The organism is Alloscardovia sp. HMSC034E08, assembly GCF_001813415.1.
GTDB lineage: Bacteria > Actinomycetota > Actinomycetes > Actinomycetales > Bifidobacteriaceae > Alloscardovia > Alloscardovia omnicolens.
In genome coordinates this window covers 1143308-1168739 of sequence record NZ_KV812468.1, presented here as the reverse complement: position 1 = coordinate 1168739, position 25432 = coordinate 1143308, and the positions used below count along the sequence as shown (strand labels likewise).

The 25432-nt window shown below is 50.8% G+C and carries 20 protein-coding genes; 13 read left to right on the top strand and 7 right to left on the bottom strand.

The annotated features are described in order from the left end of the window. Positions 1 to 52 precede the first annotated feature (52 nt). The 4 genes from HMPREF2909_RS06630 to HMPREF2909_RS06615 all read left to right on the top strand — a co-directional run bounded on the left by HMPREF2909_RS06630 (position 53) and on the right by HMPREF2909_RS06615 (position 4632). Complete coding sequence (locus tag HMPREF2909_RS06630; protein WP_071415664.1) at positions 53 to 907, top strand: class II glutamine amidotransferase; 855 nt, start codon at positions 53 to 55, stop codon at positions 905 to 907. A 47-nt stretch (positions 908 to 954) separates the two neighbouring features. Beyond that, positions 955 to 2211: a glutamate-cysteine ligase family protein gene (locus HMPREF2909_RS06625; protein WP_071415663.1), complete on the top strand. Its 1257-nt coding sequence runs from the start codon at positions 955 to 957 to the stop codon at positions 2209 to 2211. 186 nt (positions 2212 to 2397) lie between these two features. Beyond that, positions 2398 to 3840, top strand: coding sequence for an NADP-dependent phosphogluconate dehydrogenase (gndA, locus tag HMPREF2909_RS06620; protein WP_071415662.1), 1443 nt, complete (start codon positions 2398 to 2400; stop codon positions 3838 to 3840). 90 nt (positions 3841 to 3930) lie between these two features. Continuing rightward, positions 3931 to 4632, top strand: coding sequence for a Pr6Pr family membrane protein (locus HMPREF2909_RS06615; RefSeq protein ID WP_071415661.1), 702 nt, complete (start codon positions 3931 to 3933; stop codon positions 4630 to 4632). A gap of 32 nt (positions 4633 to 4664) precedes the next feature. Here HMPREF2909_RS06615 and pgl read toward each other — a convergent pair whose 3' ends face one another. The 4 genes from pgl to HMPREF2909_RS06595 all read right to left on the bottom strand — a co-directional run bounded on the left by pgl (position 4665) and on the right by HMPREF2909_RS06595 (position 9182). Continuing rightward, complete coding sequence (gene pgl / locus HMPREF2909_RS06610; RefSeq protein ID WP_071416017.1) at positions 4665 to 5462, bottom strand: 6-phosphogluconolactonase; 798 nt, start codon at positions 5460 to 5462, stop codon at positions 4665 to 4667. Between the two features lie 13 nt (positions 5463 to 5475). Beyond that, positions 5476 to 6453 (bottom strand): glucose-6-phosphate dehydrogenase assembly protein OpcA, encoded by a 978-nt coding sequence (locus HMPREF2909_RS06605; protein ID WP_071415660.1) that lies wholly within the window; start codon positions 6451 to 6453, stop codon positions 5476 to 5478. 51 nt (positions 6454 to 6504) lie between these two features. Continuing rightward, positions 6505 to 8058 (bottom strand): glucose-6-phosphate dehydrogenase, encoded by a 1554-nt coding sequence (zwf, locus tag HMPREF2909_RS06600; protein ID WP_071415659.1) that lies wholly within the window; start codon positions 8056 to 8058, stop codon positions 6505 to 6507. Between the two features lie 446 nt (positions 8059 to 8504). Further along, a complete protein-coding gene (locus tag HMPREF2909_RS06595) occupies positions 8505 to 9182 on the bottom strand; it encodes a metal-dependent transcriptional regulator (RefSeq protein ID WP_071415658.1) in 678 nt (225 codons plus the stop codon). Between the two features lie 14 nt (positions 9183 to 9196). Here HMPREF2909_RS06595 and HMPREF2909_RS06590 point away from each other — a divergent pair, with 14 nt between their 5' ends. Then, positions 9197 to 9907, top strand: a complete 711-nt coding sequence (locus HMPREF2909_RS06590; protein ID WP_148130814.1) for an HD domain-containing protein — start codon at positions 9197 to 9199, stop codon at positions 9905 to 9907. Here HMPREF2909_RS06590 and HMPREF2909_RS09195 read toward each other — a convergent pair. Then, on the bottom strand, positions 9886 to 10056 hold the full coding sequence (locus HMPREF2909_RS09195; protein ID WP_155640462.1) for a hypothetical protein: 171 nt from the start codon (positions 10054 to 10056) through the stop codon (positions 9886 to 9888). The genes HMPREF2909_RS06590 and HMPREF2909_RS09195 overlap by 22 nt on opposite strands. A gap of 90 nt (positions 10057 to 10146) precedes the next feature. Between HMPREF2909_RS09195 and HMPREF2909_RS06585 the strand changes: the two genes are divergently transcribed. Beyond that, positions 10147 to 11310, top strand: coding sequence for an MFS transporter (locus HMPREF2909_RS06585; protein WP_071415657.1), 1164 nt, complete (start codon positions 10147 to 10149; stop codon positions 11308 to 11310). A 239-nt stretch (positions 11311 to 11549) separates the two neighbouring features. Then, positions 11550 to 11897 carry a YPDG domain-containing protein gene (locus HMPREF2909_RS06580; RefSeq protein ID WP_071415656.1) on the top strand — a complete coding sequence of 116 codons (348 nt, stop codon included), beginning with the start codon at positions 11550 to 11552 and terminating at the stop codon, positions 11895 to 11897. Positions 11898 to 11963: 66 nt separating this feature from the next. Here HMPREF2909_RS06580 and HMPREF2909_RS06575 read toward each other — a convergent pair whose 3' ends face one another. After that, positions 11964 to 13328 carry an FAD-dependent oxidoreductase gene (locus HMPREF2909_RS06575; protein WP_071415655.1) on the bottom strand — a complete coding sequence of 455 codons (1365 nt, stop codon included), beginning with the start codon at positions 13326 to 13328 and terminating at the stop codon, positions 11964 to 11966. Positions 13329 to 13597: 269 nt separating this feature from the next. Here HMPREF2909_RS06575 and HMPREF2909_RS06570 point away from each other — a divergent pair, with 269 nt between their 5' ends. After that, entirely contained in the window at positions 13598 to 17515 is a 3918-nt protein-coding gene (locus HMPREF2909_RS06570) for an MSCRAMM family protein (RefSeq protein ID WP_071415654.1), read from the top strand. A 125-nt stretch (positions 17516 to 17640) separates the two neighbouring features. Here HMPREF2909_RS06570 and upp read toward each other — a convergent pair whose 3' ends face one another. Then, positions 17641 to 18279 carry a uracil phosphoribosyltransferase gene (gene upp, locus HMPREF2909_RS06565; protein WP_071416016.1) on the bottom strand — a complete coding sequence of 213 codons (639 nt, stop codon included), beginning with the start codon at positions 18277 to 18279 and terminating at the stop codon, positions 17641 to 17643. Between the two features lie 29 nt (positions 18280 to 18308). Between upp and HMPREF2909_RS06560 the strand changes: the two genes are divergently transcribed. From HMPREF2909_RS06560 to HMPREF2909_RS06540, 5 genes are all read left to right on the top strand, one after another. Continuing rightward, a complete protein-coding gene (locus HMPREF2909_RS06560; RefSeq protein ID WP_071415653.1) occupies positions 18309 to 18767 on the top strand; it encodes a nucleoside deaminase in 459 nt (152 codons plus the stop codon). Positions 18768 to 19042: 275 nt separating this feature from the next. Next, a complete protein-coding gene (locus HMPREF2909_RS06555) occupies positions 19043 to 21451 on the top strand; it encodes an alpha-galactosidase (RefSeq protein ID WP_071415652.1) in 2409 nt (802 codons plus the stop codon). 35 nt (positions 21452 to 21486) lie between these two features. After that, entirely contained in the window at positions 21487 to 22650 is a 1164-nt protein-coding gene (locus tag HMPREF2909_RS06550) for a LacI family DNA-binding transcriptional regulator (RefSeq protein ID WP_060808764.1), read from the top strand. Between the two features lie 409 nt (positions 22651 to 23059). Continuing rightward, positions 23060 to 24562 carry a sucrose phosphorylase gene (gtfA, locus tag HMPREF2909_RS06545; RefSeq protein ID WP_021617468.1) on the top strand — a complete coding sequence of 501 codons (1503 nt, stop codon included), beginning with the start codon at positions 23060 to 23062 and terminating at the stop codon, positions 24560 to 24562. Between the two features lie 100 nt (positions 24563 to 24662). Next, positions 24663 to 25316, top strand: a complete 654-nt coding sequence (locus HMPREF2909_RS06540; protein WP_071415651.1) for a YesL family protein — start codon at positions 24663 to 24665, stop codon at positions 25314 to 25316. The last annotated feature ends 116 nt before the right edge of the window (positions 25317 to 25432 follow it).

Here is a 25432-nt window from a genome sequence, read left to right as displayed (position 1 = left end):
TGCAATAACCGCATGGGCGTGTACGAAGGCTCGTGCGGTTATTTTTATATGCATGTGCAGATTACTGGGATATTTTTCGACGCGAAATGACATTACATTGCGTGATGCTGTGGGTTCCGCTCAGCTTGATGAGTTCAAGGAAATATCGCGTATTCACAACGATGGCTGGGGAACCAGTCAGATTAGCACAACCCATCGTGACGCTCAGGTGAACGATGGCGGTGCTCCAAGCCCTGCAGTTTTCGAAAATATTTACCGCACAACAGAACCTGCATATCTCGATCATAATTTTGAGTCTTTAGCATCTACGCCTGCTCGTAGCTCTATCTTCCACTTGCGTCTCGCATCCTCTAATCTGCCACTTATCCCTGAAAATCAGCAGCCTTTTACCGCGGACGGCATTAGTTTCGCTCATAACGGCGATATTTCTTCTGAAGATGGCGTCAATCTTGTGCACAACCCAGACGTCGCTGTCTCACCATATGAAATCGCTCAAACGGGTGGAAAATCTGATTCTGCTATTTATTTCGCGCATATCTTGCATTTCCGTAACGCGGGTTATGCGCTTGACGAGGCGGTAGAGCGCGCCATAGCGACCTTGCGTGAGCAGTACGAAAATTCCTCGTATAACTGCTTAGTTCATACTCAAAAGCAGTTTATTGCAGTCAATGCAACTGGTCATGACCGCCTTTCTCACCGTATTGAAGAGGTTTACGATGCCTACGGTCAGCGCGAAAAAGCTGCAGATTATCGTGTGATTCGATACAAGCAGATTGACGGTGGTGTGGTTGTGGCGTCTTCTGGTTTCGAACAGAAGGAAGACGAGGGCTGGGAAGAGTTGCCAGTGAACCATATACTGGTAGCTGATGCTGAAACGGGGTCTTTCGAGGTGCACGCGCTGAACTAGGGGTCGCTTGCCCTCGCCCGCGTCGCCCGCACAGAAAAGTGAAGCTTATGTTAAAAGAATTTCCTCACTATCACTACGATTCTCCCGTAAAAGACGCGCACGTGCAGTCGTTGGTTGAGTTCTTCCAATCCGGTTGTGTAACACGCGATAACTATGGCATCGGCGTAGAAATTGAACATTTGCCAGTGCGCGTAGGCACAGATGAGGCCGTTGGATACACAGATGAGCACGGCATTCGCGACGTGCTTCATGATTTAGCCCCGCTGTATGACGAGAGCCGTGAGTATTACGAAGACGGGCATTTGCTTGGTCTTGGTCGCGGAAAGATTGCTATTTCGCTCGAACCAGGTGCGCAAATCGAGTGCTCGCTGGGCGTCTTAGATTCGCCTGAAGAGCTCAACGATGTGTACGCGCAGTTCCGCCGCGACATCGACCCAATTTTGGAGAAACACGGCATTCGCTTGATTAACTATGGTTATACGCCACGCAGCCGCGCGCATGATTTGAGCGTTATTCCTAAGCGCCGCTACGATGTGATGACCGCTTATCTGGGACGTTTATCTGCCTACGGTTGGAATATGATGCGTGCTTCCGCGTCCACTCAGATTAGTCTTGATTTTTCGAGCGAAGCCGACGCCATCGCGAAAATGCGCATGGGCACAGCTGTCGGTCCGATTTTAGCGTACTTGTTCCGTAACACCCCATACTTTGAGGGCGCAGCCAACGGTTTGCCGCTGCTTCGTCAGCACATGTGGGAGGGGATCGGAACCGGCCGCACGGGCGTTATTCCAGGGCTTTATGACTCGAACTTTGACTTTGAAAAAGCGGTCGTGAACGTTCTGGCCACACCGCTCATGGTTGCCGACACCACGCACACTCCCGAAGCCGGCGAAGGTAGCGTATACATGGCCAGCTACGAGACGGCTGCCGACGTTTACCCAGACCGCGCTTTGAACGTGTACGAGATGAACCACATTATTTCCACGCAATTTACCGACGTGCGCTTAAAGAACTTCGTTGAGCTGCGTCACTGGGATAGCTTACCGATTGATAGAGCGCGCGTTTTAGCGGATATTGTTGTTTCGCTCTTTAACCGCGCTGACGAGATGGAACGCTTGAAGACTTACCTTGACGGACTGACTGCGCTGGACGTGCAAGCTGCCAAGTATGAGCTGCAAACTCAAGGACGCAACGCTAAGCCATATGGCGCCAGCCTTGATTTTTGGCGTGAATTCCTCCACGCCGAGTATACGGGCGAGGATATTCCTGGAGATCCGCTCAATCCGGAAGTTGGGCAGGAGTAGCGGGGATTGCTGTTCTGCCATAGCGTACGGATGCGTGAACCGTGTCAGTAGTGCAAACGCACAATCTACACGCACGCTCGTCAACCCAACCCCACCCGTCCACCACACGTTCGATGTGCGCGAACTTTCTAGCGCCCTCGTTACACTGGTAGAAGACCTTTTTGCAACAGAAAGTGTAGAAATAATATGGCAGAAGCACAAGCAAATATCGGCGTTGTAGGTTTGGCAGTTATGGGCTCCAACTTAGCCCGTAATCTCGCACGTCATGGCAATACCGTGGCTGTATATAATCGTTCCTACGGTCGTACCGAAACTCTCATCAACGAGCACGGTTCCGAGGGTACTTTCGTTCCGTCCGAAACGATCGAAGACTTCGTAGCAAGCTTGGCTAAGCCACGCACAGCAATCATTATGGTTAAAGCAGGCGAGCCAACCGACGCTATGATTAACGCTTTGGCCGATGCTATGGAACCAGGCGATATTATTGTTGACGGTGGAAACGCTTACTTCCCAGATACTATCCGCCGCGAAAAGGCTGTCCGCGCTCGCGGTTTGCACTTTGTTGGTTGCGGTATTTCCGGTGGCGAGGAAGGCGCTTTGAACGGCCCTTCCATGATGCCTGGTGGCACCGATGAGTCCTGGAAGACGCTCGGCCCAATTTTGGAATCTATCGCAGCTGTTGCTGAAGGTGAGCCTTGTGTAACCCATATTGGTCATGACGGTGCAGGTCACTTCGTTAAGATGGTGCACAACGGCATTGAATACGCAGATATGCAGCTTATTGGCGAATCCTACGATTTGCTGCGTCGCGGTTTGGGCATGAGTGCTGAGGAAATCGCAAACACTTTCGACGAGTGGAATAAGGGTGATTTGGATTCGTACCTCGTAGAAATTACTGCAGAAGTTTTGCATCACGTAGACGCTAAGACTGGCAAGCCTTTCGTGGATGTTGTTGTAGACCGTGCAGGCATGAAGGGCACGGGTACCTGGACTGTTCAGACCGCTTTGTCCCTCGCAACCCCTGTAACCGGTATCGCAGAAGCAGTATTTGCTCGCGGTTTGTCTTCAATGGTTGCTCAGCGTGAAGAAGTAAAGTCCAAGCCATTGGCAGGTCCTAACGGCAAGATTGATGTTGAAGATAAGACTGCGTTCGTAGAAGCAGTTCGTCAGGCATTGTATGCGTCCAAGATTGTGGCTTATGCTCAGGGCTTCGATGAGATTCGCGCCGGCGCTGCAGAGCATAACTGGCAGATTGATTTGGGTGCAGTTGCTCGCATTTGGCGCGGTGGCTGCATTATTCGCGCAAAGTTCCTCAACCGCATTTCTGAGGCTTTCGATTCCGGCGAAAAGTTCGAGTCGCTCTTGCAGGATGCGTACTTTAAGGCTGCTGTGGAGAACGCTCAGGATGCATGGCGTGAGGTTGTGGCAACTGCTGCTCGCGTTGGTATTCCAGTTCCAGCATTCTCCAGCTCTTTGTCTTACTACGACGGCTTGCGTTCCGACCGTTTGTCAGCTGCTCTTATTCAGGGACAGCGCGACTTCTTTGGTGCTCACACCTATGGTCGTGTAGATATGCCAGGAACCTTCCACACTTTGTGGAGTGAGGATCGCAGCGAAATCGAAGCTTAGTTTCGTTTAATTTCGTTTAGTTCTTGCTCAAGTCCGCGGTGGGTGTGCTGATTGGCATGGCTGCCGCGGTTTTCGCGTGAGAGGAGAGAAATGTCTGATATTTTCCGCGCAGGCCCGCGGGCGCGTGGTGCGCGTAGAGCGTGGGGCACGGTATCCGGGGTCGCTTGGTTTGGCGTGATTGTTACCAATATCGGCAATATTTTCGACCTGTATCCACGTGAATCGGGCAACTGGCCGGGTTTGTATGGTCATTCTGCGCACGGTATGGCGGGTGCTGCTCAGCGCTTTATTGAAGGTATGAGCTACTTTACGATGGTGTCGAATATTGTGGTTGCCATTGTTTTTGGCCTGCTTGCCGCCGGCGTGCGCAAAACCGCATGGCGGGTGGCTTTAGTGAATATGGCGCTACTCATGATTACGGTTACGTCGCTCGTTTTTCTTGTGGCGATTCTACCGTTCCTTCATTTGCGCGGTTTGGCGCTACTCACCTCCCCGTGGCAACATGTGGGCGTGCCGGTGGCTGTGTGGGTAGTGTGGGCACTGTGGGGTCCGCGCGACTTTTTTGGCGGATTCCCACGCGGGCAGGTTTTGCTGAGAAGCTACTTGATTCCGTGGCTTTGGGCTGCATGGATGCTCGGTTATGGCGCTGTAACACATTACTATCCGTACGGTTTTGTGAACGTCAATCAGATCGGTTATGGCTCGGTGATGGTTTCGCTGTGCGTTGTTATGATCTTGGCGCTCCTGTTCGAGTTGCTGTTTAACTGGATAGACCGGCGATTAAGTAAATAAAAAAGCTGGCCTGCTGGCCAGCTTTTTTATTGTTAAGCAAGATTTGCAGCTGCTGCTTTATCGAGCATCCACAAGGTCTCTTCTGTACCTCGCGCGAACGAGCTTGGCACGTGGTAATTGTCTGGCTCATACAAAGCGCGTGCTATAGCCTCGCTTTTGCGCTCGCACGAAGCGAAGACCCACACAAAATCAGTCTTATGAATGTATGGAACCGTCAGGCTTACGCGCAAAGGAGGCATCTTCGGCGAATTGGCCACGCCAATAGCCTTAACAGTCTCATCCTCGATGCGCACTTCTTCGCGGCCTGGGAAGAGGGACGCGAAATGACCATCAGGACCCACGCCAAACAAAGCGATATCCAAAGCACCTTCCTCGCCCAGTTCGCGCTCCAACTCAGCCTGATACTCGCGCGCGGCAGCCGCCAAAACAGCGTCATTATCCTCATTCGAGGCAACCTCTACCTGCTCAGCGCTACGCTTTTCGGCAGGCATTTCGTGAATATTGCTTTCTGGCAACTCGCCGGCATCAATCAAAGTGTTGAGCCAGGCTTCGCGTGCCTGCAAAGCGTTGCGATCTCCATCATCAGAAGGAACGAAACGCTCATCACCCCACCAGAAGTGAACGCGCGAAAAATCAATAGCAGCGGTCAGTGGGCTTTTACCAGCCGCAGCCAGTACAGCAATGCCATCCGTGCCACCGGTGAGCGCAACGTCTACGCGGTCTTGCGCGGTCAACAGATCCGAAATGCGTAGCAGGAGGCGCGCGGCAACGGTATTAATCAGAATATCTTCTGAGTTGTAAACCAAAATATTGCGAGATGTATCCGACATATCAACTCCAGCGTTAATTGTTCCAGTGATCATGACTAATCATATCCCAGCCCTCGGTAACGACGGCGTTATAGATTTCGTCTGGATCAAGACGGCGCAATTCCTCGGTCATGCAGTCGGAGAGCGTGCGGTGAGGCACAGAAATCGTCTGCTTGTGCGCGCCCGGCTTGGTAATATACACGTTCGAGGATTCGTCGCTTGGACGTTCGATAGCGCTAATACCGTCTTCGCGGTGGAAGAAAACGCCCGAGACGGCCGACACATTATCGTCGATCTCGAAAGTAACCGGCACGTTGAGCGCCCACGCGAGCCACGCGCCAAGCAGGTCTACAGACAGATGATTATTACTGCCGCGCACCGTTACCGACTTGATTGCCGTGTGAAGAGGCTCGTCGATAAGAGCAGCGAGCAGGCCTCGCCATACAGTTAGGCGCGTCCACGACAGATCCGTTTCGACACGCGTGTGCTGGGAGCGCAGCTTAAGGAAGGTGCCCATCGGATCGTGCGACATCTGAGCATCGGTAATGCAGCTGCGAGCCATTGAACCCAGAAGAGACTTGGAAGGGGAGTAAGGCGCACTGCCAGACCACCAAGCCACAACAGGAGCATCAGGAACGAGCAGCGGGATAACGAGCGTATCTAAGTGACGCAGCAACCCCTCGGACGGGCGCAAAACAATCACTTCGCCCGCGCCACCGTCGGAGCCGATGCGAATCTGGGCGGCCAAAGGAGCCACCGTACCTACGGCAACGGCCGGAAGCGTTTCGATATCTGGCGCATCCGCGCGGTCGGTAACCACAGCAATAATGCGGCTTGGGTGCTCCTGACTTGCATGAATTGCCGTTTGCAAAGAGTTATCCAAATCTTTCTCACTGGTCGATAACAATAAAGTCAACACACGTCCCTGAGGAGATTCGCCGTGCTTTGCATGTGCAAGAGCAAGCTGAGAAGAAATCTCAGAGGTCGTGCTCGAAGGTAAGGTAATAATCATAATTCGTTCTTTCTCGTCAACACACTCACAATCACCATCGCGTGCCCATATTTAAGGCAAACGCCAAGCGCGTCCATCGCGAGCTAACATATCGTCAGCCTCCTGTGGGCCCCACGTGCCTGCGCGGTAAGGCTGAGGTTGAGGCTGGCTCTCCCAGAATTTCTCAATAGGATCCAAAATCTCCCAGCTTAGCTCTACCTCACGTGTGGTTGGGAAGAGAGGAGGCTCGCCCAAAAGAACGTCCAAAATCAAACGTTCGTAAGCTTCTGGCGACTGCTCAGTAAACGCAGTACCGTACGTAAAGTCCATATTCACATCGCGCACTTCCATAGCGGTGCCCGGAACTTTAGAGCCGAAACGCATAGTAATGCCTTCATCTGGCTGCACGCGAATAACTAAAGCATTGTTACCCAGTTCAGACGTTGCAGTATCTTCGAAAGGCAAATGTGGAGCGTGCTTAAATACTACGGCAATTTCCGTTACGCGCTTACCCAAACGCTTGCCGGAACGCAAGTAGAACGGCACGCCTGCCCAGCGTCGCGTGTCAATGTCCAAGCGGATAGCAGCGTAAGTTTCCGTGCGATCGTCTGGCTCAATACCCTTCTCGTCCAGGAAACCGTTCACCTTTTCAGCGCCTTGCCAACCCTCAGCATACTGTCCGCGGGCTGTATGAGCGGCTAAATCTTCAGGCAAACGCACAGCAGACAGCACTTTAATTTTCTCAGCAATCAAATCCTGAGCAGAGAAACTTACAGGCTCTTCCATCGCAGTCAGTGCCATCAGCTGAAGCAAGTGGTTTTGAATAACATCGCGAGCAATACCAATGCCGGAGAAGTATCCAGCACGTGTGCCAATACCAATATCCTCAGCCATGGTAATTTGCACGTGATCAACATAGTTAGAGTTCCACACTGGCTCAAACATCATGTTCGCAAAACGGAAAGCCAGCAGGTTCTGTACGGTTTCCTTACCCAAATAATGGTCAATGCGGAACACAGATTGAGGGTCGAAAACTTCAGCAACAACGCGGTCGAGTTCCTGAGCACTCTGCAAATCATGACCGAAAGGCTTCTCGATAATAACGCGACGCCATGCACCTTCAGAAGACTTCGCTAAACCAGAATCAGCAAGCTGACGCGAAACGGTTGGGAAGTCGCGAGGAGGAATAGACATGTAGAACGCATGATTTCCTTGGGTTCCGCGCACATCGTCCAGCTCGGAAACCGTGTCGGATAAGCGCTTGAAGGAGTCTGCATCGTCAAAAGTACCCTGAACGAAGCGAATGCCGCCCTTGAGATATTCCCACGTGGATTCATTAAACTCAGTACGAGCATGGTCAATAATGTTTTGCTTAATAAAGTCCGCGAAATCCTCGTGACTCCATTCGCGGCGGCCAAAACCTACTAAACCAAAACCAGCAGGAAGCAGACCGCGATTTGCGAGATCGTATACGGCAGGAATCAGCTTCTTCTTACTCAAATCGCCGGTAACGCCGAAAATAACGAGTGAGCAAGGACCCGCGATGCGAGGCAGGCGCATGTCGCGCGGATCGCGCAGTGGGTTTGTCCATTTTTCGGTGCCGGACTGTGTTGTCGATGTCGTCATGCAATTCTCCTCATTATTAAACTAACCTTAGTTTACTCATGGCAGTCGAGGGAGGGGAAGAGATTGCTCAAAGTTTGCGATGCATGAACTGTGAGATATGCAACGCTTTGATGGGGTGGAAAGAAGTGGGAGTGGTTGAATCCCTGCAGTTAAATCCTTGATATTTGTAAGGTTTGGTTTCTTAGCTGTGATGACCGAGATTGCGTTTTCTGCTGTATCTTTCATAGCTGTGCTTAGCAGTGAATGGTAAAGCTTTTACCAGCTGCGATTTGAGTGGTCAAACAGCTTTAATGAGTGGTGCTATCGATAGCGGTGAAAGATCCAGCATGCGAATCAAATAAATTACATACTCGATGCATCAATTCGTGCTTGGCAAACACTGGAATAACGTGCAAAACAGGTATAGACCCCAACGCAGCTATGCGGTTCTCCCGCCCAGCAAGCATCTACCCAACCCTCGTCACACGAATATAATCAGCGTCCGTAGTGGAAATTTCAAACGCCTCGCAGTCATCTGCCTGCAGAGTAATAGCGTCGGCAGTTAAAGCGCGCACAGTAATAATGCTGTCAATCATGGCATGATGTGTTTGCAAAGTTTGCAGAAGCTCGTTGTTGTCATCGTTCACTCGACTAATCACAGCCCGCGCGCCAACAGGAACGAGGTTAACGTTAATCGTATCGAAAACAGGTAAATTGCCTTCGCGGTCAGGAATAGGATCTCCATGCGGATCGCGGTCAGGAAAACCGAGCTTTTCCTCCATACGGTTAATCATCATTGTGCTGGCCGAATGTTCCAAAGCCTCAGCCTCGTCATGAACTTCGTCCCACGTGTAGTCAAGCGCGCACACCAAATACGTTTCAATAATGCGGTGACGGCGCAACATCGTTAAAGCCAAAGCTTTACCTTTGTCTGTGAGCTGGATGCCGCCATAAGGCGCGTGCATCACGAAACCCTGATCGCTCAGACGAGCCAAAGCTCCCGAAACAGTCGATGCGCGCATGCCTGTTTCATGCGCTAAATCAGTAGGCGAGATAACGCTATCCTCGCCCAACTCACCATGATGCCACTCGTGTAGCTTCCAAATAGCTTTCACATAATCTTGGGTGCTCACAGAAATCGCCATAGGTACACAGTAGCATGGCAGTTATGAAACATTCCGATCTGTGGAACACGAGCGAAACTACGCGCGCACTTCGCGAGCTACACAAAGAGCAAGCGCGTGCGTTTACGCTCAACGAGCAGAGCGCGCAGAAGTTTTTCGTGCTGATTGCTACGCACTGTGAGATTGTTGCGCGTTTGGCAGTAATTCTCGCTGAGCAGTCAGGACAAACCGTAACGAATACGCTGATTGAAGGCGCGCTCGCACACGATATTGGCACGTATAGCGTGCTCGAAACTGAGCGCGTGAACACGGGCGCTGAGATTCAAGCCGAGCACGTGAACGTTGGCAGAGAGCCAATTTTTCAGCGAAACATCTATATTCAACACGGTACGCGCGGCTATGAGCTGCTGCTGTCCGAAGGTTTTGACGAGAGTCTTGCGCAGTTTGCGCGCAATCATACGGGAGTTGGCATTACGAAAGCCGAGTGCATACAGCAAAATCTTCCTTTAGAGCCTCAGGATTATTTGCCTGAAACCGTTGAACAGGAGATAGTTTTACTTGCTGACAAGTTCCACACGAAGTCCGTGCCTCCGCGTTTTGTTAGCGTTCACACGGCTCGCGCTCGCGTAGAGAAATTTAGCCCAGAAAATATCGCACGCTGGGATAAACTAGTAGCTTGTTATGGCGTTCCGTGCGAGTCAGATATTGCCAAGCTAGCCGCGCACTACAGTATGGAGATTATGTGATTGCTCGTCTGCGCGTCAATAGTGTCGTCAATAACGTCGGCAATACCGCTGGCAATAACGCCTTCGATGACGCTGTTAATAACGCGATGTGAACGACCTCTTATCGCCTTTGGTTCCTCGGCGAGCACGCGCACAAGGCGACAGAGCACGCAGGCAAAGCACAAAAGCGCAAAAGCGCAAAAGCCCAAAACAAGGCGAAACGACAAGAGAGACACAAGAGAAAACAAACGGACAGTTTTATGAAGAGAAGTATTCTTTCCCTGGCTGCGGGAACTTTTGCCCTCGGCGCTTCTGAATTTGTGATGATGGGCGTTTTGCCACATGCTGCGCAGGATACAGCAGTAAGTATTCCGACGGCTGGGCACTATGTATCTGCCTATGCAATTGGCGTATGCGTAGGCGCGCTGATGCTCATTTTTGGACGCACTATTAAGCCTCGTAATCTGATTATTCTTTTTATGATTGTGACGCTTGTGGGTAATGCCATGGCTGCTGTAACGCCTAATTTTTCTATTTTGCTCATTGCTCGTTTTATTTCGGGGCTGCCGCACGGTGCGTTCTTTGGAACTGGAACGATTATTGCTCGAGCTCTTGCAGATAAAGGTAAAGAGGGCATGGCAGTATCGCAGATGGTTATAGGTCAGACAGTTGCGAATATGGTCGGCGTACCGTTTGGTACATGGCTGGCAACAGTAGTTTCATGGCGTTTGGCATTTGCTATTTTATCTGTGTGGGCACTGATGACGATTATGCTTGTGCTCAGCTTTGTGCCTGATATTCCTGTTATTCCTGACGCTGGTTTAATGGGACAGTTTAAGTTCCTAGGCAGCATGAAGCCTTGGTTTGTGATTTTTGCTGTGTTTTTAGGTAACTCCGGTATTTTCTGCTGGTGGAGTTACGTTTCTCCTTGGCTGCAACATGTGGGCGGCTGGAGCGAAGTATTAGTTCCATTATTAATGACTCTTGCTGGCTTCGGTATGGTTGTGGGCGGTCTAGCAGGTGGCAAGATTACAGATAAGTTTGTGCCTGGAGCTGTGGCAGGATTTGGTCAGCTGATTGCAGTTGTTGCTATAATTGCTATTTTCTTAGATCCAGGTTCGCGCCCAACTTCTGCTATTTTGACCTTTATTTGCGCGGTTGGCATGTTCTTTATTTCGTCTCCGCAGCAGCTGCTGATGGTTAAGCTCGGCGAAGGCGGTGGCGAAATGCTCGCGGGTGCGATGGTTCAGATTGCGTTTAACGGCGGCAACTCTTTGGGTTCGATTATGGGTGGTATCGCTTTGGAGAATTCCGGCGAGGACTACCACATGGCCGCTTTGACCGGCGTTCCATTTACCTTCGTTGCCGTTGCACTTCTGTTCGCGTTCTTCTTCCTGTACGAGCGCAGGGGTAAGAAAGCGTAGGGTTTTTGTCTGCTCGATGCCGTGGCGGTTGTTAGTTCGTTGTACTAGCAACCGCCACGTTCGTATCTGTCCGATTTTGGGCTCCAGACAGACGTGAGCGTTGAGAGCTTGGGATACTCACAACGCCCACGAACTATTCTGTCTATTCCGTCTACTCCTCTACAGCCGCATTCGGCCACAAAGCCCATACGCCTACGAGAATGGTTAGCGCACCAGAGAAGATGAACATAATCCAGGTTATGAGCCGGGTAAAGGTTCCTCAAACAGGAGATGAGAATATACTTGAGGGGACAAAGTTCAGTGTTCCTGATGAATCGCCTGTGACTGCCAATCCACGTACCGGTGAGGTCACGGTTATTATTGACAACAACGCGAAGCCTGGTGATGAAATCAAGGAAACAGTAACAGTGACGTATCCTGATGGTTCGAAGGATGAAGTGCCTGTTTCCGTGACCGTTCAGTCGACAGACAAGGTTATTAATCCTGAGCCTAGCTATGCTGACACCATCGTGAAGATGGCTCTCGTAGGCATCGTCCTCATGGTCATGATTGCAGGTGTTATCACCACACTACGCCGCCGCGCCTAGCCGCGATATAAAAGAAGAGGCGGGGCCGATTCCCTATGAATCAGCCCCGCCTCTGTCGTTATCTATTTACTGCGCTACAGCAGCCAAAGCAACCGAGCCAACGAAGTTGATTGGCTGGCTGAAGTTTGGCTGGAACAAGAAGTCAGCACCAGCAAGATCCGCAATGCCAAACTTTGCTTGAATAGCCACAGAAACGACGTTAGCCGCCAAAGAAATATCGTGCTTGGAAATGAACTGAGCGCCCAAAACACGGCCTGTTGTCTTATCCCACACCAAAGTAGATGTAACTGGAGTGGTGCTCAGCATAAAGTTTGGGCGATAATCCTCAGTCACCGTTACCGTGCCAGCGTCGTAACCGCGGCGTACAGCAGATGCATAAGTCAAACCGGTAGCGCACATCGACAAATCATACAGTTGAACGGCGCTCGTTGCCTGAGTACCCAAATATGCGTGCGTTGGCTCAACAATATTTTCGCCAATGAGCAAGCCTTGACGCACAGCGTTGGTAGCCAGTGGAATGTAATCAGGAGCCTGCGTCGGGTTATAGAATACAGTTGCGCTATCGCCAGCAGACAGCACGTCGTTGGTCATCATGCCATCAGGCAAGCTCACGCGCATATACTCATCCACAATAATCGCGCCGTTTGGCAGGGTCTTGAGCTGACCTTCAATCAAATCGTTGCGCGGACGGAATCCTGCGCCCATAACTGCGAAATCAGCGGTATATTCGCCCTTTTCTGTAACAACGGTTACGCCTTCTTCTGCAGGGCGGAAAGCGACAACCTTCTGGCCCAAAGCGAGCGTTACGCCATGCTCTTCAAACGCTTTCTCGGTTGGCTCATAAACAGCGGCATCGAAGTTATTCTCGAGAACGTGGTCGAGCGCATCAATCAGCGTCACCTTAATATTGTTCTGGCTAAACTGCTCGGCCAGTTCCGCGCCAATATAGCCGGCGCCAATAACCACAGCGGACTTCGCGCTCTTAGCGCGCTCCTTAATTTCGAGCGCATGATCCCAGTTCTTACACAGCAGCACAGAACCGTTCTCGCGAGCCTGAGCCAAGCCCTCAATTGGAGGCAAAACCGGAGCAGAACCTGTGGTAACCACGAGCTTGTCGAATCTGTACTCGCTCACCTCGCCGCTCTCCAAGTCGCGTGCGTGCAAGGTCTTGTCAGCAACGTCCACGTCGAGAACATCATGACGCATGTGCATGGTTGCGCCTGCCTTTGCCAAAGCCTCAGGTGAGGAATAGAACATGCGCTGCGGATTGCTCACATTGTTGCCCACCCACAAAGCGATGCCGCAGGAGAGGAAGGAGAGCGAGTTGTTGCGCTCGAAAACGTGAACCGTCCAATCCGGATGCGCTTTGAGAATCGAGGTGGTTGCGAAAGTTCCAGCGTGTGTACAGCCAATAACGGCAACAGTAGTCATAACAGCTCCTTTGCTAAGCGTGTGTTTAAATGTTATGCGCGCGGCTTATCGCACTTGCGAGCCACGCCATTTGTGGTTCTTTGCCATTCTTTCCCGCGTTCAAGTGTAGTCGATGATTACATTATGTTCGATTGATTTTAAGGAAATTTAGTGTGAGCCAGATTACATTATTGAGAATTTATTAAACTGCGCAAGATATGGCTTGTTAGCCCTGTTTTGTCCTTCTGTTGTTACTAGAATCATACATAAGACTGAGAAAAGATGATTGCTTGCGTGCTTGCGTTTTTCTACTCTCTGTTCCTGTAGATACTCCGAAGGCCGTCGGTCATGATGTTATTTTTAATGCAGGTCTGAGCAACAATTCTAATGCGTTATTGGACGACTATTTCGTTGCATTGTTGGCACCTGCCAAGGCCGAGTATATGGGGTTAGGTAACCCATCCCCAGTATTCGCGGATGGTGCTGCAACACCGAAAGTATTGGGCGCCGGAGAGCACTTTACTATGAGCACTGGTGCCGATTATGTGGTGCCAGAAGGCAGCAAGCTTTATGTGTGGCAACGTTCCAAAGCATACATGGTCACGGAAAATGAGCGTAGCTTTAATCCAACGTGGCGCTTCCCGAGGGCTGATTTCCCTACTGGTTCCATTGCGGAAATTAAGGAAATCGATTTGGGTGTGAAGTTCCATAATCCGTATGAGCAATCCAAGTATCTTGCGTACAACGCGAACCAACTTGGCAAGATGAGCTACGAGATTGTGAAGCTATACGAGGATGTATACGCCAACGATGTGCTGTATCCGCAGGATAAGAACAATCCGGTATGGGAAGGCTATATCGCCGATAACAACGTGTATATGGGCGCACCTGGTTTCGAACACACGCAGGAACGCACTTTCGGCTACTTTACTATCGGTAATCGAGGAACGGCTAATTCGCGAGCTAAAACCATTATTATCGATTACGACATGAATGATACCCACGTTGGAGGCGTTACCGCACAGACCCTGCCATTCCTGTCGCGACCATATCGCGGGGAAGAGGCCACGAAGGTGACTGACTTCAAAGTTGTTCTGTGGGATAGTAAAACAAACAAAACCACTGAGCATACTATGAAGAATCCTCCACAGCGTTTCCGCGTGCAAACTGTGTTGGGCAAGGGAAACCATGAAGGTATCTTCCTGAAGCATATTGAATACAAGGTCGATACTATTCCGGCGAAGACAGCATGGGTAAGCTATTCAACTAACCTCAGAGCGGATAGTGACGCAGGTAAAGAGGACTTCGGTTCGCCAACGGACACATTCCCATACTATGGTGTGGTGCTCAACAATACGAAGATTGAGAAGGGTCGCTGGGGAGATGACCCAAGCCTGTTCAAGACACGTATTCGTATTGAAAATACGGGAGCAGAAGAGCCAAACTGGCATCATCGCAACCAGGCTGTGTGGGATACGAATGGCGATGGTATCGAAGAGCCATATCAGTATGAAGGTCGTTCTGCTGACCACGTGACCTTAGGCGATACCTTCACGGCGTTTACGGGTAAGAGCTTCATTCAAGGACATGGTAGCGTTACCGCTTTCCACAGCCAGAATATTGAGGTGCTCAAGGGCAAGCAGAAGCGTAATGCTCAGCTGGAGTACTTCATGCCGCGGGACGGTGAGGGAATAGAATCCCTCAAGGCCGTTTATATGGTGAGCCCATATGGCTCCGATATGAGCTTCACCATGGAGTATCGGCCTGTGTCCTCAAAGTATGCATGGGATACGGATGTGCAGGAGCAACCGGGCGAATATGTAGACGGCGAACAGCCTGATGTTTACGAGGTTCCTGCATCCGACGCGCTCAAGGCGCAATATCCAAACGCGAAGGTGTACAAGCTCGACTTCTCGAAGATTACAGATAAAGAGCAAAAGTATCGTACGCGCATTTGGGGTCCAAGCGTTGCATGGTACGAAGCATCTGAGCAGATGCCATATTCCATTTATCCGACCTATTGGGCATACACAGGCGAAACCTATCTGGATGTGAACTATACCTCTGACCCTAAGAAGGATAAGGTTGGCACGGTGAACCAGCTCATGTGGTACGAGTTCGATACAGACACTAAGGAAGACCTCGAATATTCTTCCGTCGGTTTCGTAGCCGATAAGTGGGATCTTAACGGCAACGGCTCCACCGAAGACAAGCTCGGCCTGCCATACGGCGTGCTCGACATTAAGGCACCAACCGATGTATCTGCACAGTCTGCAGCGAAGATGGCTACTCAGCCAGAGACTCGCTACGTTACCTATGATGGCGTAAAGAAGGCTGTTATTGGTGCAGAAAGTAACGTGGATTATCGCCTTGTGGCAACCAATCCTACAACCGAAAACGTTAAGGGTATTCAGCTCTACTGGCCAGTGCCAAAGAAGGGGTTCAATTGGGGTGAGCGTTTGCAGCCAGACGGCGCATTTAAGTTCGATATGTACCTTACGGGAGGCATTAAGTCTCAGCTTCCAGAAGGTTACAAGGTTTACTATGCCAAGGATGCTCAGCCTGTACAGAACGAGCTGAAGTGGGCAAACTTCAGTTGGACAGAAGAGAAAGATACCAAGGATTGGAAGCGTGCCGATTGGGACGCTGTAACCATGGTGAAGATTATTTCTCCAGAAGATTCTGTTCTCGCTCCTGAGGAGCAGCAGTCCTTCATTTTCAACATGGCTGTGCGCGATGGCGAGAACCGTGAAGAAGTAAATGGTCTGCTGAACGTCTATAAGTCCGCATATTTGCGTGACCTTGGTAGTGGTAAGACCTGGGCTTATGGCAAAGCTGTTGGTATCGTGATTAATTCCGGTCATATCGGCGGAACTGTTTGGTTCGATAAGGATAACGACAGCAAACTGGACGCGGCAGGCGCAGAACCGCGCATCGCGGGAGCTAAGGTTGAGCTGTACGATGCGCGCGGCGAGCTAGTCGATACGGCAGTCACCGATAAAAACGGTGCCTATACTTTCGAGGGTTTGCAGATCCCAACCGATCACGCAGCTCTCCCGCGGTACTCGCTCAAGGTGTATAACCCAGATACGGCTAAATACTCCCGCTTCGTAGCGGCGACGAACGATATGCGCTTTACCGCGGATAACGAGGGCAATGAGACAGCGAGCGTAGCGGACGTTAATACCGGGAGCAAGTTCGCGAACGCTCTGAACGTTGGTTTAACGACCTCGACCTCCGTAAAGGTTAAGAAAAACTGGGCGGATAAGAACGCTCAGAAGAAGCCGGTTACTGTGAAGCTCTTGGCAGATGGTAAGGAAGCGAAAGACCTTGATGGCAAGGCTGTTCCAGCAGTTACGCTCAGCGAGGACGGCGCGTGGGTCGGCGAGTTTAATAACCTCGTTATCAGTAACGCGCAGACCGATGAAGCCGTAAAGTACACGGTCGAGGAGCAGACGCCGAGCGGTTTCGTTTCCGCGGTAACTGGTTCACAGAAGGACGGCTATACCGTAACGAATACGATTATCCGCGGAAATATTGTGGTTCATAAGGTTTCTGCTGATAAGGATGATGCGCCGCTTGCGGGTGCTAAGTTTGAGCTGCGTTCGGGTGATTCAGTTATTGCTTCGGCTGTGACTGGTAAGGACGGTAAGGCGACGTTTAAGGACGTTGAGTTTGGTTCTTATACGATTGTTGAGACTGCAGCTCCTGAAGGTTACGTTCTGAACGCTAAGCCATTGGACGTTTCCGTGAAGGAGAACGCTAAGACAGTTGACGCGGGTGTTGTGAAGAACTCCATGATCCGTGGAAGCATTATTGCTCTGAAGAAGGATGCGAAGAGCGGCAAGGTTCTTGCCGGCGCTCAATTCGAGATTCGTGATACTCAGGGCAATGTCGTACGCACCGTTGTATCTAACGACAAGGGTGAAGTGGTTGCAAGCGATGTGATGTACGGCGAGTACATCCTTGTGGAGACTAAAGCTCCACAGGGCTACAAGCTCGACGATACGCCACACAAGTTCGAGATTCGTAAGAATCTTGAGGAAGTGGATTTGGGTGAGATTAAGAACGATCCAATCCCATCGAAGGCGCTCGCAATTACCGGCTCGAGTGTTGCAGGCATGGCTGTTATAGCTGTACTTGCAGTTGTTACTGCAGGCGGTCTGGTGATGGTTCGCGGATCACGAGCTAAGCAGCGTAAGCACTAAGTTTGCTTTAGCTGCATAAAAGCAGGGGGAGCGAAGTCGTAAGGCTTCGCTCCTTTTGCTTGCTCAATCAAAAACGCCGCTGAGAGCTCAAACTCCCAACGGCGTTTTATATGCGGAACTAACCTTTAATCAACCAAACCGTACAAACGGTCGCCCGCATCGCCCAAACCAGGCACAATGTATGCCCTCTCGTTCAATCGCTCGTCCTTAGCGCACACAACAACCTTAAAGTCGATGCTTGGATCAACTTCCTTCTCCAAGCGTTCCAAACCTTCAGGTGCAGCCAAAATGCAGATAGCGGTAACATCTTTAGCGCCCAGCTGCTTGAGGTACTCAATAGCAGCTACCAAAGTGCCGCCGGTTGCGAGCATTGGATCGACAACGAAAACCTGACGACCAGTCAAATCATCTGGCAGACGGTTCGCGTAAGTGACGATGTCGAGCGTGTTCTCGTCGCGCTTCATGCCCAAGAAACCAACCTCAGCGGTAGGAATCAGGCGGGTCATGCCGTCGAGCATACCCAAGCCGGCGCGCAAAATTGGCACAACCATAGGGCGAGGCTTCGTGAGCTTCTTGCCAACCATAGGGGCAACAGGCGTCTCGATTGGCGCATCTTCCACGGAAATGTTGCGGGTCGCTTCGTAGGCTTCGAGCATAACGAGCTCAGAAACGAGTTCACGGAAAGTGTTGGATGGGGTCTTCTTGTCACGCAAAACGGTGAGCTTGTGGTCAACCAGAGGATGATTGACAATCGTTAAATGCATAGTCATAGTTCCAGCATAGTCTTAACAGTATGAATTCGCCATATAACACTGCTATGGGCGTGGCTCTCGATGCAGCCCGCGATGCTGCTTTGTTGGGAGATATTCCTGTGGGAGCAGTGGTGGTTGATGCGTCTGGAAATGTTTTGGCTGTGGGGCGAAATTATCGTGAAGAGCGGTCGGATCCGTTTTCGCACGCCGAGATTGAAGCCATGCGCGCTGTTGCTGGTGCTCGCGGAACATGGAATCTCGAGGATTGCACGCTCGTTGTTACCCTGGAGCCTTGCCCTATGTGTGCGGGTGCTGCGGTGAGTGCTCATATGGGGCGCGTTGTTTTTGGTGCATGGGATGAAAAAATGGGTGCGCTTGGCTCTGTGTGGGATATTGCACGCGATCCGCATGTTGGTTTTCAGCCGGAAGTGATTGGTGGTGTTCGAGAAGAAGAATGCGCTGCTGTGCTGACTGAGTTTTTTGCTGCGCGACGTCGGTAGAGTTTTGTGGGCGCGCGTAGAGATGCAGGGCAGAAAACTATCGTGCATCTGAGTAGACGTGGGTAGGGGATGAGTGAGTGCAGTGATTGCGTGTGCTATTATTTCTGTGAATATGTATTAAAGTGTTCGTTTTTGTGCGCGTTTTATAGAACCCGTTCGATATACTTGTACGTAGAAAATAAATCATGACAATGCATGCGTAATGTGAGCAATGACTGCTGCAGAACGCTTGTCATGTGGTAAAACCTACGAAACAATCTAGTAAAGGACCAAAGATGGTAAATACTTCTCGGTCTGCTGCCCGCGTTTTTGCTTACGAAGGAGCTGCGGTTGAAGGAGCTGAACATACGGGCTATACGCTGCGCAACGGCGGAGTAGCTGTATCTGTGGCAATCGTGAATAACGAATTGCCTCGTATTGTCTACTGGGGTCGCGATTTCGGTAGTGTGTCGCATAATCACACAGCTTTCCTCTACGAAGCTTTGCGCCCACAGCGCGTATCGGGTGGCTTAGACTATACAAACTTCCCAACAGTTCTGCCAAGCCAAGCAGAGGGGTGGACGGGAGCATCCCGTTTTGTAGTAACACGTAACGGTCAGGAACTCTTCTGCCACTTTAGAGTAACTGATGTTCAGGTAGATGAGAACGGTTCGGTTATTGATTCGTTCTCCGCGCTCGCTCAAGACTTGTCAGGCTTGACGGACGAGGAACTGGCAGTAGCTCAGAAAAACAGCAGTACATATCCATCTGAACTGTCAAGCGTTCCGCAGTTGGTAGTAACTGCTCAAGACGCTGAGCAGAGCGTTCAGCTCGTCTGGCAGATGCAGCTTTTGGATAGCGGTTTGGTTCGTCAGCGCGCTACTGTTTCTAATCTCGAAGGGGCAGACCTCGAGGGAGTGGCGGGCGAAGGTGCGGCGGTTGCAGCAGCAACGGCAACAGTCTCAAACGCGGGCGAGCTGTCAGTGCTCGCGCTCGAACTGGGCTATCCAGTGCCATCTACTGCTCGCGAAATCTTAACGACTGCAGGACATCATTTGCGTGAACGTCATCCGCAGCGTCAAAACCTAACAATGGGACGTTTTGAGCGCGTGGCTGAGGTTGGTCGCCCTGATTTCGACGCTACTTTACTGCTGAACGTGGGCGCTCGCGGCTTTGATTTTGAGCATGGAGAGGTGTTCTCTACACATGTGGGTTGGAGCGGAAATTCCGTAACATCCGTGGAAGAAACCGTGTATACCTTGCCAATTATTGGCGGTGGAGAGAGCCTGTATGCGGGCGAAGCCGTACTGCGTGCCGGCTCAGACGATGCGTATACGAGTCCTTGGGTGTATGGATCGTACGGCGAGGGGTTGAATGAAGTAGCTCACCGCTTCCATGATTTTGTATACAGTTTGCATCCAAACTTCGCCTCGAAGCCACGTCCAGTTATTTTGAACACCTGGGAAGCAGTGTATTTCGAGCATGACTTTGCAACGTTAAAGAGTTTGGCAGATAAGGCTGCGGCTGCGGGTGTTGAGCGCTTTGTTGTTGATGACGGTTGGTTTGGAAGCCGTCGTGACGATACTTCCGGTTTGGGTGATTGGTATGTTTCAAAAGAAGTGTGGCCTGATGGTTTGAAGCCATTAGCAGATTATGTTCATGCTCAAGGCATGGAATTTGGCCTGTGGTTCGAGCCAGAAATGCTTAATACGGTTTCGGAAGTAGCCGAGGCTCATCCTGATTGGATTTTGAAGCCAACCGCTAACCGTCTGCCAATGCAGGGACGTATGCAGCAGGTTCTCGACCTGTCTAATCCAGAGGCTGCTCGTTATGTTTTCGATGCTATGGATTCGCTCGTGAAGGAGATTGGCATTGACTACATTAAGTGGGATCATAACAAGCTCGTGACTGAGCCAGCTTCCCCAGCTCGCGGTTTCGCGGCTACTCAGCGCAAGCAAGTTGAAGCTGTTTATGCTATTTTTGACGCTTTAAAGATTAAACACGACGGCCTCGAAATTGAATCCTGCTCGTCCGGTGGTGGCCGTATCGACTTGGGCATTGTTGAGCGAGCGGACCGCGTATGGACTTCCGATTGCGTTGACCCAGTTGAGCGCGCCGATATTCAGCGCTATACCTCGCTTCTGCTTCCAGAAAGTATGATGGGTGAGCATGTAGGTGCTTCTCCGGCGCACTCCACTGCGCGCGCTACCTCGCTGTCGATGCGCACGGCAACCGCTTTGTTCGGACACCTCGGTATTGAGTGGGATTTGAACAAGCAACCTCAGGAAGATCTTGACGTTCTGGCTCGCTGGGTAGCTTTGTACAAGCAGTCGCGCGATTGGGCAGGTTTTGGCGTTACAGTTCATGGAGATATTGCTGATGACTGCGTGCGTTTAGACGGCGTTGTATCTGCTGATGGAACTCATGCGCTGTACCGTTTTGCTCAGGTACGTACTTCTGTGCATTACCCTGCAAACCCAGTGCGCTTGCCAGGCGTTGATGCGAAGAAACTCTATCGCGTGCGTCCAGTCGAGGTTCAGCGTGAATTGAGCCATGAGGAAACAAATGGACAGTCTGAACTGTTATGGTGGACACAAGAAGGCGTTATTGTTCCAGGTGCAGCTTTGCTGAACTATGGACTTCGCCCTCCACAGTTGAATCCAGCTCAGGCTGTGGTGTTTGCTGTGGATGAGGTGGCTCAGTAAACACATGTATTCGCATGTATTAAGGTAGGCATGAAATGGTAGGCATACGAGACGTCGCTAAAAAAGCAGGCGTATCCACCAGCACAGTGTCGCTTGTTATTAATAGCAGCGGTTATGTGTCGCAAAATACCCGCGACCGCGTAACCGCTGCTATGAAAGAACTTAACTATATTCCAAATGATTTAGCGAAGAATCTGTATAAGGGACGCACGGATACTGTGGGAGTAATTATGCCTACTTTGCAGCATCCGTTCTTTGCATCTCTTGTGGGGCGCATTCAGCATTATCTTGATTTGCAGGGCATGCGCGCTTTGCTTTGCTCGACGGCGGATCAGGAAACAGGTGAAAAACAGTATGTGGATATGCTGCAACGCCACACTCTGGACGCCTTGATTATGGGTTCGCACTCGCAAAATACGCAGGAGTATTGGGAAGAGATTAAACGCCCGGTCGTTGCTTTCGACCGATATTTATGCGATTCGATTCCAACCGTGGGGGCTGACCACATTTCGGGCGGGCGTCTGGTTGCGCGCGCCTTGATTGCTGCCGGCGTGCAGCACGTCGTAACCATCGGTGGTCCTCGTGATCGTTTCCATGATCGTGACCGCGGTATTGAACTGCTTAACGCTCGCGAGCTTAGTTCGCGCCCTGATAGCTCCTTCCCAACCGTGCGTTATCAGCTCGTTTTGGAAGATGAGCTGGCTACCGCAGGTATCGAGGCAGACTATGTAATCGTGGAAGACTTGGCTGATTTATCGTTGTTCTTGACGGCGGCACGTTCTGCCTTCGAAGATTTCGATAACGTTGATGCGATTGTGGCACCAGATTTGGCTGCGGCGGCAGTTCTGCAAGAAGCCGAGCGTCGCGGCATTCGCGTGCCAGAAGATTTGCAAGTAATTGCTTATGACGGCACCTACGTGAGCCTTTTTGCTGGTAAGCAGATTTCCGCGATTACCCAGAACATCGACGAAACCGCTCGCCGCTTGGTGGCGCACGTTATGCAAGAAATCGAGCGATACTCGGGCGGGAGTTCTGCGGTTGCGGCTCGAAGTGTTTTGGAAAAAGCGTCCAACGACTTCCAAGGCTATGTGTCTGTTACGGACAATGTTGAGGGCGTGCCGTATCGCTTCGATGCCGTAAAGCTCGAGTACATTGAGCGCGAAACCACCACGCCGCTCGATGATTTGGGTGTTGAGTAATTAGTTTTTTGTTTTGGGGTGATTCGCCTCGTACTGCGGTTGTGGGGTGCGAGGTGAATTGTTTTTGGAGCAGTCTTTGCACACGACGTTTCGTGTAAAACGTACCGCTTTAACAGCCTGATTTTTCGTGTTCTGTCCGCGCGCGTGTGCGTGTTAGTGCTGTAGCGTTTATAGATAACCGTCATCTGTAATAGTTAAAGCTGTCAGCTCTTTAAATCAGGGGTGGTAAAAGCTTTACCTAGTACAGCTAACCAACAGCTGTGAGCGCTAAAGCAGAAATGCCCGACGGAGGCCAAAACCCCACCAAAACACAAATCTTCGCACAAATCGGGCGTGCCGCCTTGCTCATGTCAAACGGGTTCGATATACTAAAAATGTTGAGAAATAACGAATCAGCCATGGAGGTCTGATGAAGAATAAAGTTCAGTTAATTACATATGCAGATCGCCTTGGTGATGGCACGCTGAAGTCCATGACCGAGACCCTGCGCAAGCATTTCGAGGGAGTGTATGAAGGCGTTCATATTCTTCCATTCTTCACCCCATTCGACGGTGCAGATGCAGGCTTCGATCCAGTAGATCATACGAAGGTAGACCCACGTTTGGGCAGCTGGGACGATGTTGCCGAGCTTTCCACTACACACGACATTATGGTGGACACCATTGTGAACCACATGTCTTGGGAATCCGAGCAGTTCCAAGACGTTATGGCTAAGGGTGAAGACTCTGAATACTATCCAATGTTCCTCACCATGTCGTCCATCTTCCCAGATGGCGTAACAGAAGAGGATCTTACTGCAATTTATCGTCCACGTCCGGGTCTGCCATTCACTCACTACAACTGGGGCGGTAAGACTCGTTTGGTATGGACTACCTTTACTCCTCAGCAGGTGGATATCGACACCGATTCCGAAATGGGTTGGAACTACTTGTTGTCCATTTTGGATCAGTTGTCTCAGTCTCACGTTTCTCAGATTCGCTTGGATGCTGTAGGTTATGGCGCTAAGGAAAAGAATTCCTCCTGCTTCATGACTCCAAAGACCTTCAAGCTCATTGAGCGCATTAAGGCTGAGGGTGAAAAGCGCGGTTTGGAAACCCTTATTGAGGTTCATTCCTACTATAAGAAGCAGGTAGAAATTGCTTCTAAGGTAGATCGCGTCTACGACTTCGCAATTCCTGGCTTGCTCTTGCACGCTTTGGAATTCGGCAAGACCGACGCTTTGGCACAGTGGATTGATGTGCGCCCGAACAATGCAGTGAACGTGCTCGATACGCACGATGGTATCGGTGTTATTGACATTGGCTCCGATCAGATGGACCGCTCTTTGGCGGGTTTGGTGCCAGATGAGGAAGTTGATGCTCTCGTTGAATCCATTCACCGCAATTCCAAGGGCGAGTCTCAGGAAGCAACCGGTGCGGCCGCATCGAACTTGGACCTCTACCAGGTAAACTGCACCTACTATGCAGCTTTGGGCAGCGATGATCAGAAGTACATCGCAGCTCGTGCAGTTCAGTTCTTCATGCCAGGTGTTCCACAGGTTTACTATGTGGGTGCTTTGGCAGGCAGTAACGATATGGATCTGCTCAAGCGCACAAACGTGGGCCGCGATATTAACCGTCACTACTACTCTGCAGCAGAAGTGGCTTCCGAGGTTGAGCGTCCAGTTGTTCAGGCTCTTAACGCTCTGGGTCGTTTTCGCAATACATTGTCCGCTTTCGATGGTGAGTTCAGCTACTCCAATGCAGATGGCGTTCTTACTATGACGTGGGCGGACGATGCTACCCGTGCAACCCTCACTTTCGCTCCTAAGGCCAACAGCAACGGCGCGTCTGTAGCTCGTTTGGAGTGGACGGATGCTGCAGGTGAGCACGCAACCGACGATTTGATTGCTAACCCTCCAGTGGTTGCCTAACCGTCAAAAAACTAACTTCATTTTCTCCTTCCTCTCACAGGGCTCTTAGCTTCGGTTAAGAGCCCTGTGTGCGTTCTGCGTTTCGTGTACGCTTAACTGTATGGACGGCTTTTTTAATCAAAATAATTGGTTCTACAAACTGATGGGTTTGCTTTTCGACCTCGTTATTCTTAACGTTGTTACGCTCATCATCTCGTTACCGCTGGTAACCGCCGGTTCTGCGCTGACCGCGCTGCATTACTCGCTGTGGCGTATGGCGCGAAACGAGGAAGGCTCCGTCCTTAAAATGTATTTCTCCTCGCTGCGCGCAAACTTTAAGCAGGTTACGCCAATCTGGCTGCTCGTGCTTGCTTTCGCAGTGATTGCCGGCGCGGATCTGTACTTTCTTCTCCATCTCCATCAGTTCGCGCCAATGCTCGGCTCTGAGGTTCGCATCACATTTATGGCCGCGCTCGCTATCGTTACCGTGATTGTTGTTGCGTTTGTTCAGTGGTTTACTGTGCTCGTTTCGCGCTACTCCAATACGACCAAAGAGCACCTGAAGAACGCTGCGCTGGCTGCTATTGGCTTCTTTCCTCAGACATTTATTATGCTCGTTTTATTGATTGGCACTGCGGTCGCTTGCGTTATTTTTTACGGTTACGTTATTCCGTTCGCTCTGCTGCTCGGTTTTTCGCTACCTCAGTACTGCTGCGCGCTGATATATTCGGAGCTGTTCGAGAAGTTAGACGGCTCGTCAAGTACTGAAAAATAAGGGCTGATTAAGTCTTTCATAATCTTCACAACACACATATCGAACCCGTTTGACAACTGTTTGATAATTATGTAATATCAAACCGGTTGCATAAATAAGCAATCGGCAAAGAAGCA